This window comes from Terriglobus albidus (genome assembly GCF_008000815.1).
GTDB classification, from domain to species: Bacteria; Acidobacteriota; Terriglobia; order Terriglobales; family Acidobacteriaceae; genus Terriglobus; species Terriglobus albidus_A.
Genome location: NZ_CP042806.1, coordinates 2865556 through 2881793 on the forward strand (window position 1 = coordinate 2865556; position 16238 = coordinate 2881793).

The 16238-nt window shown below is 58.8% G+C and carries 14 protein-coding genes; 7 read left to right on the forward strand and 7 right to left on the reverse strand.

Going from position 1 to position 16238, the window contains the following annotated elements:
* Positions 1-11: 11 nt before the first annotated feature.
* Together FTW19_RS11390 and FTW19_RS11395 are read right to left on the reverse strand one after the other, a co-directional pair.
* Complete coding sequence (locus FTW19_RS11390; RefSeq protein ID WP_187143423.1) at positions 12-620, reverse strand: YqaA family protein; 609 nt, start codon at positions 618-620, stop codon at positions 12-14.
* A gap of 93 nt (positions 621-713) precedes the next feature.
* Positions 714-1562 carry a menaquinone biosynthetic enzyme MqnA/MqnD family protein gene (locus tag FTW19_RS11395; protein WP_246153690.1) on the reverse strand — a complete coding sequence of 283 codons (849 nt, stop codon included), beginning with the start codon at positions 1560-1562 and terminating at the stop codon, positions 714-716.
* Positions 1563-1676: 114 nt separating this feature from the next.
* On the opposite strand from FTW19_RS11395, the gene dprA reads away from it, so the two are divergent.
* The 3 genes from dprA (at position 1677) to FTW19_RS11410 (ending at position 6272) form a co-directional block, all read left to right on the forward strand.
* Entirely contained in the window at positions 1677-2849 is a 1173-nt protein-coding gene (gene dprA / locus FTW19_RS11400) for a DNA-processing protein DprA (protein WP_147647737.1), read from the forward strand.
* A 161-nt stretch (positions 2850-3010) separates the two neighbouring features.
* The gene (gene topA, locus FTW19_RS11405; protein WP_147647738.1) at positions 3011-5857 is read left to right on the forward strand and encodes a type I DNA topoisomerase; all 2847 of its coding nucleotides are present in this window, start codon (positions 3011-3013) and stop codon (positions 5855-5857) included.
* Positions 5858-5987: 130 nt separating this feature from the next.
* A complete protein-coding gene (locus FTW19_RS11410) occupies positions 5988-6272 on the forward strand; it encodes a DUF427 domain-containing protein (protein ID WP_147647739.1) in 285 nt (94 codons plus the stop codon).
* A 395-nt stretch (positions 6273-6667) separates the two neighbouring features.
* Here FTW19_RS11410 and FTW19_RS11415 read toward each other — a convergent pair whose 3' ends face one another.
* On the reverse strand, positions 6668-8113 hold the full coding sequence (locus tag FTW19_RS11415) for a sensor histidine kinase (protein ID WP_147647740.1): 1446 nt from the start codon (positions 8111-8113) through the stop codon (positions 6668-6670).
* Between the two features lie 297 nt (positions 8114-8410).
* Positions 8411-10048, reverse strand: coding sequence for a phosphoglucomutase (alpha-D-glucose-1,6-bisphosphate-dependent) (gene pgm, locus FTW19_RS11420; RefSeq protein WP_147647741.1), 1638 nt, complete (start codon positions 10046-10048; stop codon positions 8411-8413).
* A 135-nt stretch (positions 10049-10183) separates the two neighbouring features.
* Here pgm and FTW19_RS11425 point away from each other — a divergent pair, with 135 nt between their 5' ends.
* On the forward strand, positions 10184-11326 hold the full coding sequence (locus tag FTW19_RS11425) for a glycoside hydrolase family 88/105 protein (protein ID WP_187143424.1): 1143 nt from the start codon (positions 10184-10186) through the stop codon (positions 11324-11326).
* Between the two features lie 155 nt (positions 11327-11481).
* Here FTW19_RS11425 and FTW19_RS11430 read toward each other — a convergent pair whose 3' ends face one another.
* Together FTW19_RS11430 and FTW19_RS11435 are read right to left on the reverse strand one after the other, a co-directional pair.
* Entirely contained in the window at positions 11482-11760 is a 279-nt protein-coding gene (locus FTW19_RS11430; RefSeq protein WP_147647743.1) for an Hpt domain-containing protein, read from the reverse strand.
* Positions 11761-11766: 6 nt separating this feature from the next.
* The gene (locus FTW19_RS11435) at positions 11767-12135 is read right to left on the reverse strand and encodes a response regulator (RefSeq protein WP_147647744.1); all 369 of its coding nucleotides are present in this window, start codon (positions 12133-12135) and stop codon (positions 11767-11769) included.
* Positions 12136-12559: 424 nt separating this feature from the next.
* On the opposite strand from FTW19_RS11435, the gene FTW19_RS11440 reads away from it, so the two are divergent.
* Entirely contained in the window at positions 12560-12997 is a 438-nt protein-coding gene (locus FTW19_RS11440; RefSeq protein WP_147647745.1) for a nuclear transport factor 2 family protein, read from the forward strand.
* A gap of 140 nt (positions 12998-13137) precedes the next feature.
* On the opposite strand, the gene FTW19_RS11445 is transcribed toward FTW19_RS11440, so the two are convergent.
* Positions 13138-14214 (reverse strand): 1,9-bis(guanidino)-5-aza-nonane synthase, encoded by a 1077-nt coding sequence (locus FTW19_RS11445; RefSeq protein WP_147647746.1) that lies wholly within the window; start codon positions 14212-14214, stop codon positions 13138-13140.
* Between the two features lie 137 nt (positions 14215-14351).
* On the opposite strand from FTW19_RS11445, the gene FTW19_RS11450 reads away from it, so the two are divergent.
* Together FTW19_RS11450 and FTW19_RS11455 are read left to right on the forward strand one after the other, a co-directional pair.
* Positions 14352-15281, forward strand: a complete 930-nt coding sequence (locus tag FTW19_RS11450; protein ID WP_147647747.1) for a nuclease — start codon at positions 14352-14354, stop codon at positions 15279-15281.
* Between the two features lie 162 nt (positions 15282-15443).
* A complete protein-coding gene (locus FTW19_RS11455) occupies positions 15444-16229 on the forward strand; it encodes a GNAT family N-acetyltransferase (RefSeq protein ID WP_222705575.1) in 786 nt (261 codons plus the stop codon).
* Positions 16230-16238 lie beyond the last annotated feature (9 nt).

The following is a 16238-nucleotide window of genomic DNA, read 5'->3' on the forward strand; positions in this document are numbered from 1 at the left end:
CAGGTCCTTAATTACGCGGAGAGGTGCTGATGCGCCTCTCCGCGTTCTCGTTTTACCAGACGATAGACCCCCCAGGCGCAGGCGACGATCAGCGCTCCCCACAGCACAATCAGCAACGGTGTGGACCACTCGCTGGAGAAGTGCGTCCATCCTCGCAGAATGGATCGGCCATAGCGGTAGCCCAGCCAAGCCGCTGCGCCATGACGTATCAGACGGCTGGTGCCAAAGGCGGCGTAGAACTTTTTGCGAGGAACCTGCAGAACGCCTGCAGCCAGAAGGAATGGCGTCAATGGCGCGGGCGGAGGAAGAATCGCGGGCAGGGCAACTGCAAGAAGTCCATGTTTGGCTGTCCAGCTGGTGATGCGTTTCAGGTAACGCTGTGGGACACGCTTTTCAAGCGTATGCATGCCGCCCACCTTACCCAGGTGGTAGGTCATACTTCCGCCAACCAGAGAGCCTGCTGTCGCCACGATGGTTATCCAGAGCCATGCATGGTGTCTTGCCGCCAGAATGACCAGCAGGATGTCCGTGGCGCCGGGAATGGGCAGTGGAATGAACGATGAGTCCACAACCGCCAGAAGAAAAAGCCCAGCCATGCCCATGCCAGTTACAAGTTGCACTAATCCGCGGCGGGAATGGACGGCCTGGAGCCTCATATCCTGCTAGGACGTAGAGTTGTGTTGCAAAGTTCTTGTTCGGCGGGCGAAAAGTTTTTATTCGACAAATCGTAGTTCCGGAGCCTGCGGAATGGCTCCGGTCGCCGCTGCAAGGTCGAAAAAGTGCTTCATCGCTGCGACACACCGCTCATCGAGGACGTAGTGGATGTTTTCGGTAAGGTAGGTGCGGATGATCTGAGGAGAGACGGCGATGCGTTTCTTCCAATGGGCTACGAGATCTTCGATATGCGCCAGACCAGCGTCGCGGGAAGCGTTCAGGTCATCGATCAGCAGTGCTGCATTGGTCTGCGCCAGGGCCTCCGCGCTCAGAGCCCAGATGGCGGCCACCCAGGGCAGGCCGGTGCGCGTCGTCCATTCTTCGGCGACGTCGTACCAGTAGAGACGCTGGCTGGCGTGCATCTCGATGACCGGATGCGATTCGCTGGCGATGAGCGCAGGGTCGCCAATCAGCAGGGCAGCATCAGCATGCTCAAGCATGGTGTCCACCAGAGGAGCATGCGGCCGGAACTCCGGGTCGGTTCCAAGAAAATGCCGGAAGAGCACCTTTGCATACGCCACGGAGGAACGTGACGAAGTGTCCGCCGCGAGCGTTCGGATCTGATCCAGAGGAACGCGGCTTACGATCTGAATGGAGCGGACGCGGCGCAGCGAGGCGATTGTGCACCCGGGAACGATCAGCAGATCGGGGATGGTTGCAAGCGCTGCAATGGGGATCAGGCCCAGATCTGCTTCGCCCTCGGCCAGCTCATGCGCGCAGTTCGACGGCAGCGTGTAGTGAATGTCGTACCGTTCCGCGAGAGCTTCGCGTTTGGCAGAGTGCTCAAAGTCATAGAGCAGAGGTGCAGGGTTCAGAAAACCGATCGCCGAAATACGTAAACGTCCCACTCTTTCGAGTTTACTCAATCGCTGTCCAGTGGAAGCTCTGTTCTGATTTCGTGTCTTCGGCATGGTGTAAGGTGGCTACAATCATCAACTGCAGTGCAGGAGCCGAGCAGCAAAATGAATGCGTGCACCAACGACGCGCGTCTGGCATGGATGGCGCTTATCCTTTCCCCCGGCATGGGGGCGATTCGCAGCTGGCGTACGATGCAGCGTCTGGGAGACGCCGCCAGCCTGCTGACTCTGCCGCTGACTGAGTTGGAAGGCCTGGGACTGCCCGCCGCGGCGGCACAGTTTGTCGCCGATGGCCGGGCACTCGCGGCTGCGGAGGACGAGGCCCGGAAGGCTGAGGAGGCGGGAGTGGCCTTTCTGACTCCGGAGGATGAGGCCTATCCCGAACGTCTGCGGCAGATTTACGACCCGCCCGCGGTGCTGTGGCTGCGGGGCGACCCGGCAATCCTGAACCTGCCTGGAATCGCGGTGGTCGGTACGCGGCATCCCTCGACCTACGGACAGGGAATGGCGGAGCTGCTGGCGCGTGATCTTGCCGCACGTGGGCTCGTAATCCAGAGCGGTATGGCCCGGGGCATCGATACCGCCGCTCACAAAGGGGCTCTTACTGCGGGTGGAAAGACTGTGGCTGTCTGGGGGACGGGTGTAGATGTGATCTATCCCAAAGAAAACAAGCGGCTTGCAGAAGAGATCCTTCTCAAGGGCGGGGCGATCGTAAGCGAGTTTCCTCTCGGAACCTTTCCCGCGCCACAGAACTTCCCCGTGAGAAACCGGATTATCAGCGGCATGTCCGTCGGGGTGCTGGTGGTGGAGGCCGGAGAGTATTCCGGCACCCGGGTGACAGCCCGTTGCGCTCTGGAACAGGGGCGAGACATCTACGCCGTTCCGGGAAACGTGACCAATAAGAACGCCTGGGGACCGAATACGCTGATCAAGCAGGGAGCCCGGCTAACTGCAACATGGGAAGACATTTGGGAGGATCTGCCAAGCGACGTCCGAGCCCTGCTTACGGCCGGGGATGAATCCTCGCCGGGTGGAACCGCATCTCTATTCCCCGAGAACACAGCCAACGGAGAGGGAAGGCTGGCGGGATTGGGGGAGCAGGAGCGGCAGGTGCTCAGTGCTCTGGCCATGGATAGTGCCGTCCAACTCGATGAGTTGATTGAGAAACTCGAGGGTTCGATGGGGGCGGCCGAGATCTTTGCTGCGCTCTTCGAACTGGAACTTGCAGGGCTGGTGCGGCAGTTACCGGGCAAAAACTACGTCCGCGTGATGGTGTGAACCTTTTCCGGTTTCGTTACGTTTTGTGTTGCAGTCCGTCGAAGCAGCCATGTTCCGCAGTTGACCGCGGGGCCGGGAGGCGTGTTAGGTTCTCCAACAGTATTAAGAGCGAGTAGGCCGCCACCTGCGGCGGCCGGTTTAGAAGCGCAGAAGGAAGACCCATGGCGAAGTCACTGGTGATTGTCGAAAGCCCGGCAAAGGCAAAGACAATCGGAAAATATCTTGGCAACGACTACACGGTGGAGGCCTCAATCGGCCACATCATGGACCTGCCGAAGAACGATATCGGGGTAGAGCTCAAGAAACGTACCTTTGAGCCGACGCTGATCGTCTCTCCGGGCAAGGAGAAGGTCGTTGACCGCCTGAAGAAGCTCGCCTCGAAGGCTGATGCTGTGTACCTCGCGCCTGACCCTGACCGCGAAGGCGAGGCGATTGCCGCCCACCTGAAGATGCAGATCTCGCCCGCCGCGCGGGGTAAGCGGGTGCAGCGCGTTACCTTCAACGAGATCACTCCCAAGGCCGTGAAGGCCGCTTTCCAGCACGCCCGCGATATCGATGAGCATCTGGTCGATGCGCAGACGACGCGCCGCGTCCTGGATCGCCTGGTGGGATACCAGATCTCTCCGCTGCTGTGGGACAAGGTAAAACGCGGGCTCTCCGCCGGTCGAGTGCAGACCGTAGCACTGAGGCTGATCGTGGAGCGTGAGCGCGAGATCAATGCATTCCAGCCGGTGGAGTACTGGACCATTGATGCCGAGTTGATGCCGAAGGCCGGCAAACAGAGTTTCATCGCTCGTCTTGTCGGTATCGATGGAGAGCCGGCACGTGTAGCCAATGGCAAAGATAAGGAAGGCAAGGCGCAGTTCCTGTCGAATGCGCTGCCCGATCAGAAGATTACGGACGCTACCATCGCGGCTTTGAATAAGGCCACGTGGTCGGTTCGTGCGGTCGAGAAGAAGGAGCGGCGGCGTAACGCGCCCGCACCGTTTACGACCTCCAAGCTGCAGCAGGATGCTGCCGGGCGCCTTGGCTTCAATGTCCGCCGCACCATGGGTGTGGCGCAGCGTCTGTATGAGGGCATCGATGTTGGCAGCGACGGCACTGTGGGTCTCATCACCTACATGCGTACCGACTCGGTGCGCGTCTCGCCGGATGCCATCACCGAAGCACGTGACTATATCGGTAAGAAGTTGGGGACGCAGTATCTTCCTTCTTCGCCGAACCAGTTCAAGGGCAAGAAAGATGCCCAGGATGCGCACGAAGCCATCCGTCCGACTCACGTTGAGTACACGCCGGACTCGATTCGGAAGTATTTGACCGACGAGCAGTACCGCCTCTACAAGCTCATCTGGAATCGTTTTGTCGCTAGCCAGATGATGCCTGCGGTCTTTGATCAGACCACGGTCGACATCGCGGCGAAGAGCGATAAGACATACGACTTCCGCGTCTCCGGATCGGTGTTGAAGTTCGATGGCTTCCTGAAAGTCTATGAGGCTCCGCAGGCTGTTACGAAGAAGGCCCAGGACGAGGCAGGCAAGCAGGACGACGACTCCGACGATACCGATACCAGGTTGCCGGCGCTGAACCAGGGCGATGGGCTGAACCTGAACAAGCTTGATCCGCAGCAGAAGTTCACCGATCCGCCGCCGCGCTTCAACGAGGCTTCGCTGGTGAAGACTCTGGAAGAGCTCGGCATTGGCCGTCCTTCCACGTATGCGTCGATCATCAACACGATCCAGGAGCGCGACTACGTCAAGAAGCTGAAGGCGAAGCTTGTGCCGACTGAGATCGGCATGGTCGTGACTGAGCTCCTGGTCAAGAACTTCCCGTACATCTTCAAGTACGACTACACGGCGCAACTCGAGACCGAGCTCGACGATGTCGAGGACGGCAAGGAGAAATGGACAGATCTGCTGAAGGGCTTCTACGACCACTTTGAGCAGGAGCTCACGGTCGCCGAGAAGAATATGGAGGAGATCAAACGCTGGGAGAAGCCGACTACAGAGGTCTGTGAGAAGTGCGGCTCCCCGCTGATCCTGAAGTGGGGTAAGTTCGGCAGCTTCTTCTCCTGTTCCAACTTCTCGAAGGCGAAACCGATGTCCATTGCGGTTTCGAGCGTAAAGAAGGATCCGAAGGCAGCCATTAAGAAGATCACTGCCAAGCTCGGCTATCCGCTGACGGTGAAGGGCATGGTGGATGACGCGGAGGCCTTTGCGGAGGAGGTCGAGGACAACGCCCAGCTTCGCGATGCTTTGGCGCAGGCGTCTGACCGTGCCAAGAAGATCGTCATCGAGCCCTTCTCCTGCGACTTCACCAAGGAGAACTTCGCCGACAAGCCCGATCTCGCCTCGCCTGACGCTCAGGACGCGGAGCAGGAAGAGGAGTACTGCGATAACTGCGGGAAGCAGATGGTGCTGAAGAACGGTCCTTTTGGTCCGTTCATGAGCTGCCCGGACTACAGCGCCGACCCACCGTGTAAGACCATCCGCAAGCTGAACCAGAAGGTCCAGCAGAAGCCGCCGGAGCCGACAGGAGAGATCTGCCCGGAGTGCGGCAAGAACGAGCTGGTAAAGCGCCAGGGGCCCTACGGCGAATTCGTCTCCTGCTCGGGATATCCGAAGTGCAAGTACGTCAAGCAGAACCTGCTGGACGTGCCTTGCCCGAAGTGCGGTGGCAAGATTGCCGAACGGCGTACACGCCGTAACACCACGTTCTACGGTTGCACGAATTACCCGAAATGCGATTTCACGTCGAACCAGAAGCTGGTGCCGGGACCATGCCCCAAGTGCAAGTCCAGCTACCTGCTTGAGATCGAGCGTAAAGACGGCGTCTACCTGGTCTGCCCGAATAACGTGGAGGCCCTGCCGAAGCGAAAAGCAAAGGCCGGGGAAGAGGCTGCAAAACCGGCGACAGAGTGCCACTTCGAAAAGAGAATCGGCGACGTTCCTGCTCCAAAGGAACTGGAACGGCCTGACCCGGAAAAGACGCGTCCTCTAGTGGAAGCCTGATCTGATCTCGTTTACCAAGGCGAAAGGCCGGGTTACCCGGCCTTTCGTTTTTGCGCCGAACCTGATACAACATAGGCGAGGACCAAGGTTCTCTTACTTTGTAAGTTGTTGAAAAGATTGGGACGCTTTCATGGCGAAGGCAGTATGGAACGGCCAGCTTCTGGCCGAAAGTGATAATTTCGAAACGGTCGAGGGTAACATCTATTTCCCTGAAGAGACCGTCAAGCGTGAGTTTCTGCGTTCCAGCTCGACCATCTCGAGTTGCCCCTGGAAGGGGCAGGCCCGCTACTACACCATTGTGGTCGATGGTCAGGAAAACCCTGATGCCGCCTGGTACTATCCGGACCCGAAGCCCGCTGCGCGCCAGGTGAAACATCACATCGCTTTCTGGCGTGGCGTAGAAGTTTCGAAATAGACAAAAGTCCCAAAATGGTAATACGGCACAATACAGTCCGGTAAAAATTTCTTGCGGAAAGCATTACCACGGTACTAGTGTTGTTCCCCTATGGAAGGGGGCTCAGTTTCCATGTCGTCTGGGACCATCATTGCGTACTGCCTGGTAAATATTCTCCTTGGCATCATCCTTCATACGTCTTTCCGCCACTCCAGCCTGGCGCAACCGAAACGGGGAGAGCTTCTCGTTTACTCTCTGTTATTTTTGATAGCTGGTTTACCGATGGTCTTCGGCGCGTTTCTGTATGCGCTTGCCCGGTCGGTCGTGCAACATCATCACCAACTCCACCACGGCTGAGCCGACAGCCCCAAGATAAGAAAGGCCGCCTGTTGGCGGCCTTATCTCTTTGTATTTCTTTAGTATGCCTGCATTTGTTCGATCGGAAGACGAACCTGGAAGCAGGTTGCCCCTGGCCGCGATTCCACCGAAATGTGCCCGGAGTGCTTGGAGACGATTCGCTGCACGGTGTCCAGTCCCAATCCCAGTCCCTCTCCCGGAGCCTTGGTGGTGAAGAACGGCTCAAAGATTCGCGACTGCATCTCAGGCGGGATGCCGATGCCGGAGTCCCAGATCTCGACCAGGGCAAGCTGGCCGGAGGTGCGGGTGCGCAGCCGCAGCGTGCCATTGTCCTGCATGGCGTCCAGAGCGTTTTCGATCAGTGCGGTAAAGACCTGATTCAACTCGCTGCCGTAGGCGGGCACGTGGGGCAGCATCGGGTCGTAATCCCGTTCCACAATCACATGGCCCAGCCGCGATGCCATCATGGCCAGAGTGTTGTCCAGCGCAGCTGCCAGGTCGATCTCCTGGATCGGCGCCTGGTCCATATAGGAGTAATCCTTGATGGCCGAGATCAGGTCGAAGATCCGAACTGTCGCGTCGATAACAGTCTCAGTCATGCGCTCCGTCTTGAGAGCGGAGCTGATGGTGCCGATAGCGATAGGCAGCACCTCTTCGCCAATATGCGACAGATTGTCCAAGTCGCAGACTTCGAGTGTCGTCTCCGCCAGGACGGGGGCGTACTTCCACGGTTCACTGACGTTGTGATCCGTAAGCCACTCCGCAAAGTCATCCTCGCGGGCCGAGATGGCGATGGAGTCGCGAGCGATCACCGGCCGGCTTCCCGTGGGCGATTTTGTCCGCATACGCGTGACCCACTCGCGATACTGGGCCTTCTGATCTTCGGTCAGGCAAAGTGAGCCGAGCTGGTATTTCAAGTCGCCGTAGGTGCGCAACTCTCCCAGGAGCGACGAAGCCGCTCGCTGCGCCGCAGAAGCTGGGTTATTTAGCTCATGCGAAAGATTCGCGGCAAGCTTTCCCAGCGCGGCAATCTTCTCCGATTGTTGCTCCATACGCGTGACATCGCGAACGCGATTCAGCAGCGTGGAGACGCAGCGCTGGCCCATGCCGGGGATAGCGCGAAGCATGTCGTCAAACTGGTGACGATAGATGTGCAGGCCCCAGACATCGCCGACAGCCCAGCCGGTGCCGCCGTAGGTCTTCATGCGGGAGTAGGGAAGAAGGCCTGAAAGCTGTCCTACGCGTGAGATAAAGAACGCAACCGATCCGCGCTCGCGACGGCGAACGTGTACCTCACCCTTCAGCAGGATGGTCATACGGTCAGCGGGATCGCCTTCCTGAAAGACCTCTTGACCTGCGGAGAGTTTTTGTTCCGTGCCGTTCTCGGCGAGCCAGAGATAGTCTTCTTCTGCAAGGCCGTCCAGAGCCTCCACGCGGCGAAGCGCGGCGATGATCTGGTCGACCGGGGTACAGGCGGCGGTTGCTTCCGGAGTAGCGGTAGCCATACTTACAAACTCTCCTCGAGCTTCAACCTTAATGGTAGCTGAAGCAACTGCGGAGTCCAGGCTCTTCCACAGCGAACGGTCGAAAGTTCGCGTTGAGGTGCCGAAACTTTGCATTCACAAGGGCATACGTGTGTGAGACGGATATGGTTCCCGTATCGATAGGAAGAATTGGATGTGGAAGATGTGTTGTTGGCAGGAGGAGCGCCGGGCCTGATCTTTGTAGCGAAGTTGAAACGATTCATGCTTAAAAGACAATCCTCAGCGAATTCTGTTTCGCCGAGGATTGTCGAGAAGTTGCTAGCTGATGGCGGCGGTCACCAGCTCTTGCGCTTCACGTTGAATCTGCTTCAGATGTGCTTCGCCTTTGAAGCTCTCGGCGTAGATCTTGTAGACATCTTCCGTGCCGGACGGACGTGCGGCGAACCAGCCATTCTCCGTCGTGACCTTAAGACCGCCGATTGCCGCCTTGTTCCCGGGCGCTTCGGTGAGAACCGCAGTGATGGGCTCACCCGCAAGCTCCTTGCTGGTGACCTGCGAGGGATTCAGCTTACCCAGTTTGGCCTTCTGTTCGCGGTTTGCGGGAGCGTCAATGCGCTGATACACCGGAGAGCCGTACCTGGCGGTGAGCTCGGCATAGAGCTGCCCCGGGTCCTTTCCTGTGCGAACGGTCATCTCCGCGGCGAGCAGGCCGAGGATGAGTCCGTCCTTATCGGTGGACCACACCGAGCCGTTCTGCCGCAGGAAGCTGGCGCCGGCGGACTCTTCGCCGACGAAGCCAAGCGTGCCGTTTACCAGGCCGTCGACGAACCACTTGAAGCCTACGGGGACTTCCAGCATGGGACGCTTGAGACCCGCGGCGACGCGGTCGATCATCGACGAAGAGACCAGTGTCTTACCGATGCCGACCTTCTCACTCCACTGCGGGCGGTGCGTGAAAAGGTACTGGATGGAGACAGCGAGATAGTGGTTGGGGTTCATCAGACCCGAGCTCTTGGTCACGATGCCGTGGCGATCGTGATCGGTGTCGCAGGCAAAGGTGACATCGAAGCGGTCTTTGCCGGCGATGAGCGACGCCATGGCGTAGGGAGAAGAGCAGTCCATGCGGATCTTGCCGTCCCAGTCGCAGGTCATGAAGCGGAAGGTAGGGTCGACCGTCCGCGAAAGTACCGTGAGCGGCAGCTTGAACTTCTCTGCGATGCGTGGCCAGTAGGCGACGCCTGCACCGCCCAGAGGATCGACCGCAAAGCTCAGATCGGAAGATGCGACGGAACGAAGATCGAGCACTGAACCAAGATCGTCGACATATTCGCTGACGAAGTCATGTTTGTGCGTCGTGGAAGAGGCGAGCGCCTTTGTCAGTGAGATACGCTGAACACCCTTGAGGCCGGAGGCCAGAAGCTCGTTGGCGCGATTCTCAATCCACTTGGTGGCTGTGGTGTCGGCCGGGCCCCCGCTGGGAGGGTTGTATTTGAAGCCGCCATCCTCAGGCGGATTATGCGACGGCGTGATGACGATGCCATCTGCGAGGCCGGAGGTCTTACCGGCGTTGTAGACCAAGATGGCATGTGAAAGAGCAGGGGTAGGTGTGTAGCCTTGCTCGGAGTCGATCATTGTCTCCACACCATTGGCTGCCAGCACTTCAAGCGCGGAGGCCCATGCGGGATCGGACAACGGATGTGTGTCGGCCGCGAGGAACAGTGGACCCGTCGTGCCTTCGTTCTTGCGGAACTCGCAGATGGCCTGCGTAATGGCGAGGATATGGTCTTCGTTGAAGCTGGAGTGCAGACTGGAACCGCGATGTCCGCTGGTTCCGAAGGCGACCTTCTGAGCAGGATTGGAGACGTCCGGCTTTTGTGTGTAGTAGGCGGTAATGAGGCGCGGGACGTTAACGAGAATCGATTCCGGAGCAGGCTTGCCAGCTAACACGTTGGTCATAGAAGCAAGGATGACAGAGTTGCCGTCCGGGATGGAAGCCGCTTCTGCATCCGCATCATTTTCCTGTGAACAGGGTGGCCTGGGGTAGGCGCACTTGCAAATCGGTCTGACCAATCCTGTATGCTGGCAAGGCGTATGAAACACGGTTCGAAGCTCGTTTTACCGCTGATTTTGCTCGCCGGGGTGGCGTTTGGACAGGCGTCTCCTTCGCGCCAGATGGCAGATGCGGTGATCCGCCGGAACCCGACACCGCGCTGGGTCTATGAAGAGGGCACCATGCTGGACGGCCTGACGGCCGAGTGGAAGTCTAGCAGTGATGAGAAGTACTTCGATTATGTGAAGCAGACGGTGGACGCGCTGATCACCGAGGATGGAACGATTAAGGGCTTCAAGTCCGATGCGCACTCGCTGGACAACCTGGAGATGGGCCGCGCTGCCCTGATGCTCTACCGCGAGACCAAGGACAAGAAGTACGAGACGGTGGCTCGCTTCGTCCGTGCGCAACTGGATGAACAACCGAGAACGCCGAGCGGCGGTTTCTGGCACAAGGCGATTTATCCAAACCAGATGTGGCTGGACGGTGCCTTCATGGCCGAGCCCTTCTATGCCATGTATGCCGCGACCTTCGACGACAAGGCGGCGTGGGATGACATCGCCAAGCAGTTCCTGCTGATGGATGAGCATCTGCGCGATCCGAAGACAGGCTTGATGTATCACGGCTGGGATGAGAGCCGGAAGGAACGCTGGTCCGATTCGAAGACAGGCCGCTCGAAGGAGTTCTGGGCGCGCGCGATGGGCTGGTACGTCATGGCTCTTGTCGATGTCCTCGAGTACTTCCCGAAGGATCATCCGAAGCAGGCAACTCTGGTGAAGGATCTGAACGACTGCGTGGTCGCGCTGGAGAAAGTGCAGGACCGGAAGACCGGCGTCTGGTGGGATGTCCTGGACAAGGGATCGTGGGATGGAAACTATGTGGAGGCTTCCGCCTCGTCTATGTTCGTTTACGGCATGGCGAAGGGTGCACGTATGGGATGGGTGCCGAAGAGGTACCAGGCGTCCGCAGTACGTGGCTGGGCGGGTATCCAGCGAGAGTTTGTGAAGACTCTGCCGGACGGCGCCATCAGTCTGACCGGCATCGTGGCCGTTTCTGGACTGGGAGGTAAGCCGTATCGCGACGGGACGTATGACTACTACATCAATGAGAGGACAGTAGCCGACGACCTGAAGGGAATCGGCGCGTTCCTGATGGCAGGCAGCGAGATGGAGCGCATCCGGTAGTTCTGTCGATTGAATGGCCCATACACAGCTACGCTCGAATCGCTTTTAAGCTTTCTTACAAGGGGTGAACTGTATTTTGAGAATCCCACCATTGCGTTGCAATGGATGGGGTACCCGGAGTTGTGGCTATTCGAATAGCTCCCGCTCGAGCTTGGTCAGTTTGCCGGGATAGCTGACCGCAGTACTGTTACAAGCTCCGGGATCCTAGCCACGTCGCCACTGTGCAAAGCAGACTCGATCTGCGATGCGATCGCCGAGGCTTCAGGAAATCCATACATACCAAGCGCCCCAGAGAGCTTGTGCGCGGCCTCGAGCATTGCTGTGTGATCCGCATTGCCTGCCGCGAGCACGGCGATACGCTCTTCCACAATATGCCGATTCTTCTGCCACAGCGCGGCGATCAGAGCAGAGGTCTTTTCCTGGGCAGTCGACATCGATATCTACCAGCCAAGTGCCTCAGCCATCTGGTCGGCGAGGGTCATGGGATCGAAGGGTTTGAAGAGCACCGCGGCGACACCGAGGCCCGCGAAGCGGCGCTGATCGATCCCCTGTACTTTAGCGGTAAGCAGAATGACTGGAATACCCGCTGTTTCAGGATTCTCCTGCATGGCCTTGAAGGTTGTGGGCCCATCCATACCGGGCATCATCACGTCCATCAGGATGGCGTCGGGCTTTTCCTGTGCGGCGCGCTGGATACCTTCCTGCCCATTGGAGGCCGTAAGGATCTCCCAACCGGCGGTAGCTTCGAGGGCAAGCGAGGCGACCTCCCGGATGTCGTCTTCATCGTCAATGATGAGGATGCGTGGCACTGGGGGACAGAGTACAGGCGCAGGGCCACAGGCGCAAGATACTTCCGGCCTATTTCATCCAGGTGTCGTGAGGGTCTTCGTCGTGACGGCCGACGGTGATAAGGCAGGGAACAAGCAGCATGGTGGCGAGAGCAAAAGCGACAATCAGATCGTGCATGGGTAACCCCTCCGCGAGGTGGAAACGGACACGTGCCGGGAACTCTTTCTGTCCCTCTTGCGGATGACGTTAGCAAGCGATTGCTGCCCGGTTATCACCAGGATGTAATCTTTCGTCTGCCGCACGAACGAAAGTAACGATGGATCACTTTCCCTGTAGGTGTAACGTAGGGCTTCGGTATCTATGGGCGTTTCCGCAATGAAAACGCCGCTGCACTCCTCTTCCGGGATACCCAGGAACAGGGAAAATGCTCTAGAATCTGCAGCCATGAAGAAGATTGCTTTGTTCTGTGCAGGTCTACTGGTGACTTCGGCTGCGGTGGCAGGTACGCCGGAAGAGGATGCGGTGTTGGCTCCCGTACAGGCGTTCTTCGCCGGGCTCTCGGCGCGCGACGCTGCAGCGATGAAGGCGCCGTTTCTACCCGGCGGGTCGATGGTGTTGATGCGCAACGGCAAGCCTGGCCAGATGACGATTGAACAGTTCGCCGAACGTGTGAGCAAACCGGGAACGACGAAGATCGAAGAGAAGATCCATGACCCGCTGATCCGCATCGATAACGATCTCGCGGTCGTTTGGGCTCCATTTGATTTCTATGTCGACGGGAAGGTCGATCACTGCGGCACCGACCTCTTCAATATGGTGAAGAAGGATGGCACGTGGATGATCGCCGGGATTGCGGATACCGGGAAGAAAGAGTGCAGGTGAAAGGGTTGAAAGTTGCAAGTTGAAAGTTGAAGACGTACAGCATGGGCAAGGGTGATATCGCGCCCGCCTTGTAGCATCGTTAAGCGCACGAAGAAAGGCCGGGCATATGCCCGGCCTTTCTCGTTGATACGGGAGCTGGTTTACGCGGTAACCGGTTCGAGCATGGTGGCGAAGTTCTTGCCGGTGCGGGCGGCGTGGGCTTCTTTGTGGAAGGCATAGCCGGTGATGAGCGGCAGAGCCATGGTGGCCTCGGCGTAGACCATCTGCTCCCAGGCCAGGTCGACCTTGCCCCAGCTCGAAGCTTCCTTCAGCGTGGAGCCGGAGAGGGCGCCGTCGCGCGAGTCGGCAACGGTGATCTGGATGGCGTACTTGTGCATGGCCACATCGGCATCGTCGCCAAGCAGAACTTCCGCGGCCACGACGATGTCCTGGGCAAAGTTCTTGGGGACGCCGCCACCGACCATCAGCAGGCCGGTCACGGGATTTTCCAGCTTGATCTTGGTCAGTTCGTAGAAGTCCTTCGCGGAGTCGATGGCGACCATCGGCTTGCCGGCGGCGCTGCGGTGGTGCTGGTGAGCAACCAGGCCGAAACCGGCCGAGCAGTCGGAGAAGGCCGGGCAGAAGATCGGCACGTTCTTCTCATAGGCCGCGAGCACGATCGAGTCGGCTCCACCGTTTGCCGGGGTCTTGCCGTTCTTCACCAGGTAAGCGCCCATGGCGTGGATAAACTCACGCGAGGAATAGGCGCGGGGCTCGAGCGAGTCCGCGATGATCTTGGTGGTGTCGTCGCAGATGCGGAGCTCGTCTTCGTCGATGAAGGTATCGTAGATACGATCGATGGCCAGATCGCGGAGATCGGCATCGTGGGCGCCGTACTTGTACTCTTCGCTGGCGATCCAGTGCTTGAAGCCGAGAGCTTCGAAGAAGTCCTGATCGACGATGTTGGCGCCGGTGGAGACGATGGCGTCAACCATGTTGTTGCGGATCAGGTCGACGAAGATCTGCTTCAGACCGGCGGAGATGAGGGAGCCGGCGAGGCAGAGGATCACGCCGCAGTCCTTGTCCAGCAGCATCATCTCGTAGATCTTGGCGGCGCGGTTGAGGTCACGCGACGAGTAGGCCATGTTTGCCATGGCATCGACCAGCGGAACGACGTTGTGCTGCTTGATGTCGATGTGCTGGATGGGGTTGGTCAGGAGCTCTTTTTTAGTCGGCATAACAACCTCTAGGATATCAATTCTGCACTGGAACGGCGCGGGTTTTCGTGAATTTTCGGTTGGCGGAAAAATGCAGGGAATTTGATGGTACATCCAGGGTCTTTCGGGGGTGGATGGAGGCGGATATACTCGTCGCCATGCAAAGATTGCGGACCTTGGTGCGCTTTGGCGCGGCTGTAGCGTTGCTGCCTTTAATGGCGGCTCCGCCGACGTATGGATGGGGGCTGGAAGGCCACATGATGATTAACCGGCTGGCGATACAGGCGCTGCCAGCGGATGTTCCGGCGTTTCTGAAGACGCCCGAAGCGATCAACGAGGCGGAATACCTTGGGCCGGAGCCCGATCGCTGGCGCGACTCCACTGAACCCGAGCTAAACGCCGCGCAGGCGCCTGAGCACTTCATGGACATGGAGTGGGCTGATCTGGCTGGATCGCTGCCGCGCAAGCGCTATGACTTTATCCGCGGGCTGGCCGCGGCGCAGTCGAAGCATCCGGATGTCCCGCTGACTCCCGAAAAGGTTGGCCTGCAACCGTACGTAACCACCGAGGTTTGGGAGCGTCTGAAGGCGGCGATGCGGGCCTACCGGACATTGTCGGCCGAGAAGAAGGATACAAAGCCGGTGGAGGCGGCGATTCTGTTCTACGCCGGCTGGCTGGGGCACTATGTCGGCGATGGATCCAACCCGCACCATACGTCGATCCAGTACAACGGCTGGACCGGGCCGAACCCGAACGGCTACACCACCGAGCACAAGATCCACGGCCTGATGGAGAGCACGTACGTCAAGGCGAATATTAAGATCGCCGAGGTCTCGCCGCTGGTCAGCAAGGAGCCGAAGCTGCTGGGAGACGTCTTCGACGATTACGTGGCATACCTGCGGCACTCGCAGACCATGGTGGAGAAGACCTACCAGTTGGAGAAGGCGGGTGGCTTTATGGGATCGGGTACGCCGGAGGCGCGAAGCTTTATTGACGAGCGTCTGGCGGCGGGAGCGACAGAACTGCGCGACATGATCTATACGGCCTGGGTGCGCAGCGCGGACCCGGTACCGCCGTATCGTCCCTAGATCCAATGAATTGTGGGCACGAGCACGGGAGAGTCCGACGGACTCTCCCGTTTTTCATATTTGCGGCGTATTTACACGATCTGAACCAGATGTTGACCGTAGATTTGCAGGTTCTTCGCGGAACGGTGTCACTCTTCACGCAGCAATCAGGGCGAGGTGAGGATGGCAACTGCGGTTCGGACTCCGGTTTCTTTGCAGCCGGTTGTATGGGCGCCGGGCGATGCTGTGTTGCAAGCGGGGCCCTACCGGGCGAGGCTGGCGGTAACTGAGGCTGATCGGCTGGCGGTATATCGATTGCGGTTTGTCGTTTTCAATCTGGAGCTGAACGAAGGAAGCGAAGAGGCCTTTGCCACCGGCCACGATCGTGACCGCTTCGATGACGTGTGCGACCACATCGTCGTGGAGCGTATCGAGTGCGGATCGGTGATCGGCACTTATCGGCTGCAGACAGGCCTGCGCGCCTTGCAGGCGCATGGATATTACAGCGCACAGGAATTCGATCTCAGCCCGTATGAGTCGATGCGGGAGCGGACCATCGAGCTGGGCCGGGCCTGCATCCACCGTGACCATCGCCTGCCCGAGGTCTTGAATCTGCTTTGGAAGGCGATTGCCCGTTACGCCAAAGAGCGCGATGCTCGCTGGATGATCGGCTGCTGCTCGTTGAACTCGCAGGATGCAGCCGAAGGCTGGAGCGTCTTTCGCGGATTGAAAGAGTACCAGGTGGAGGAGCAGCTCCGGACGCTTCCTCTGGAGGCGCTCCGCATGGAGCCCGCCGGCGACGAGGCCGAGGTAAAGCAGCCTCCCAAGCTGTTGCGCAGCTACCTGGCGCTGGGGGCGCGCATCTGCGGAGAACCGGCGATCGACCGCGAATTCCGCACCATCGATTTTCTTACCCTTATGGATTTGGAACGGCTTCATCCTAGAATGGCTGCAAGGCTGTTTGGGTGAAGGGACGAG

Bases quoted from the DNA above. Each gene is read 5' to 3' on its own strand.
- dprA (WP_147647737.1), top strand. From the start codon at position 1,677: ATGAATGCGTGCACCAACGACGCGCGTCTGGCATGGATGGCGCTTATC.
- topA (WP_147647738.1), top strand. From the start codon at position 3,011: ATGGCGAAGTCACTGGTGATTGTCGAAAGCCCGGCAAAGGCAAAGACA.
- FTW19_RS11410 (WP_147647739.1), top strand. From the start codon at position 5,988: ATGGCGAAGGCAGTATGGAACGGCCAGCTTCTGGCCGAAAGTGATAAT.
- FTW19_RS11415 (WP_147647740.1), bottom strand. From the start codon at position 8,113: ATGGCTACCGCTACTCCGGAAGCAACCGCCGCCTGTACCCCGGTCGAC.
- pgm (WP_147647741.1), bottom strand. From the start codon at position 10,048: ATGACCAACGTGTTAGCTGGCAAGCCTGCTCCGGAATCGATTCTCGTT.
- FTW19_RS11425 (WP_187143424.1), top strand. From the start codon at position 10,184: ATGAAACACGGTTCGAAGCTCGTTTTACCGCTGATTTTGCTCGCCGGG.
- FTW19_RS11430 (WP_147647743.1), bottom strand. From the start codon at position 11,760: ATGTCGACTGCCCAGGAAAAGACCTCTGCTCTGATCGCCGCGCTGTGG.
- FTW19_RS11440 (WP_147647745.1), top strand. From the start codon at position 12,560: ATGAAGAAGATTGCTTTGTTCTGTGCAGGTCTACTGGTGACTTCGGCT.
- FTW19_RS11445 (WP_147647746.1), bottom strand. From the start codon at position 14,214: ATGCCGACTAAAAAAGAGCTCCTGACCAACCCCATCCAGCACATCGAC.
- FTW19_RS11450 (WP_147647747.1), top strand. From the start codon at position 14,352: ATGCAAAGATTGCGGACCTTGGTGCGCTTTGGCGCGGCTGTAGCGTTG.
- FTW19_RS11455 (WP_222705575.1), top strand. From the start codon at position 15,444: ATGGCAACTGCGGTTCGGACTCCGGTTTCTTTGCAGCCGGTTGTATGG.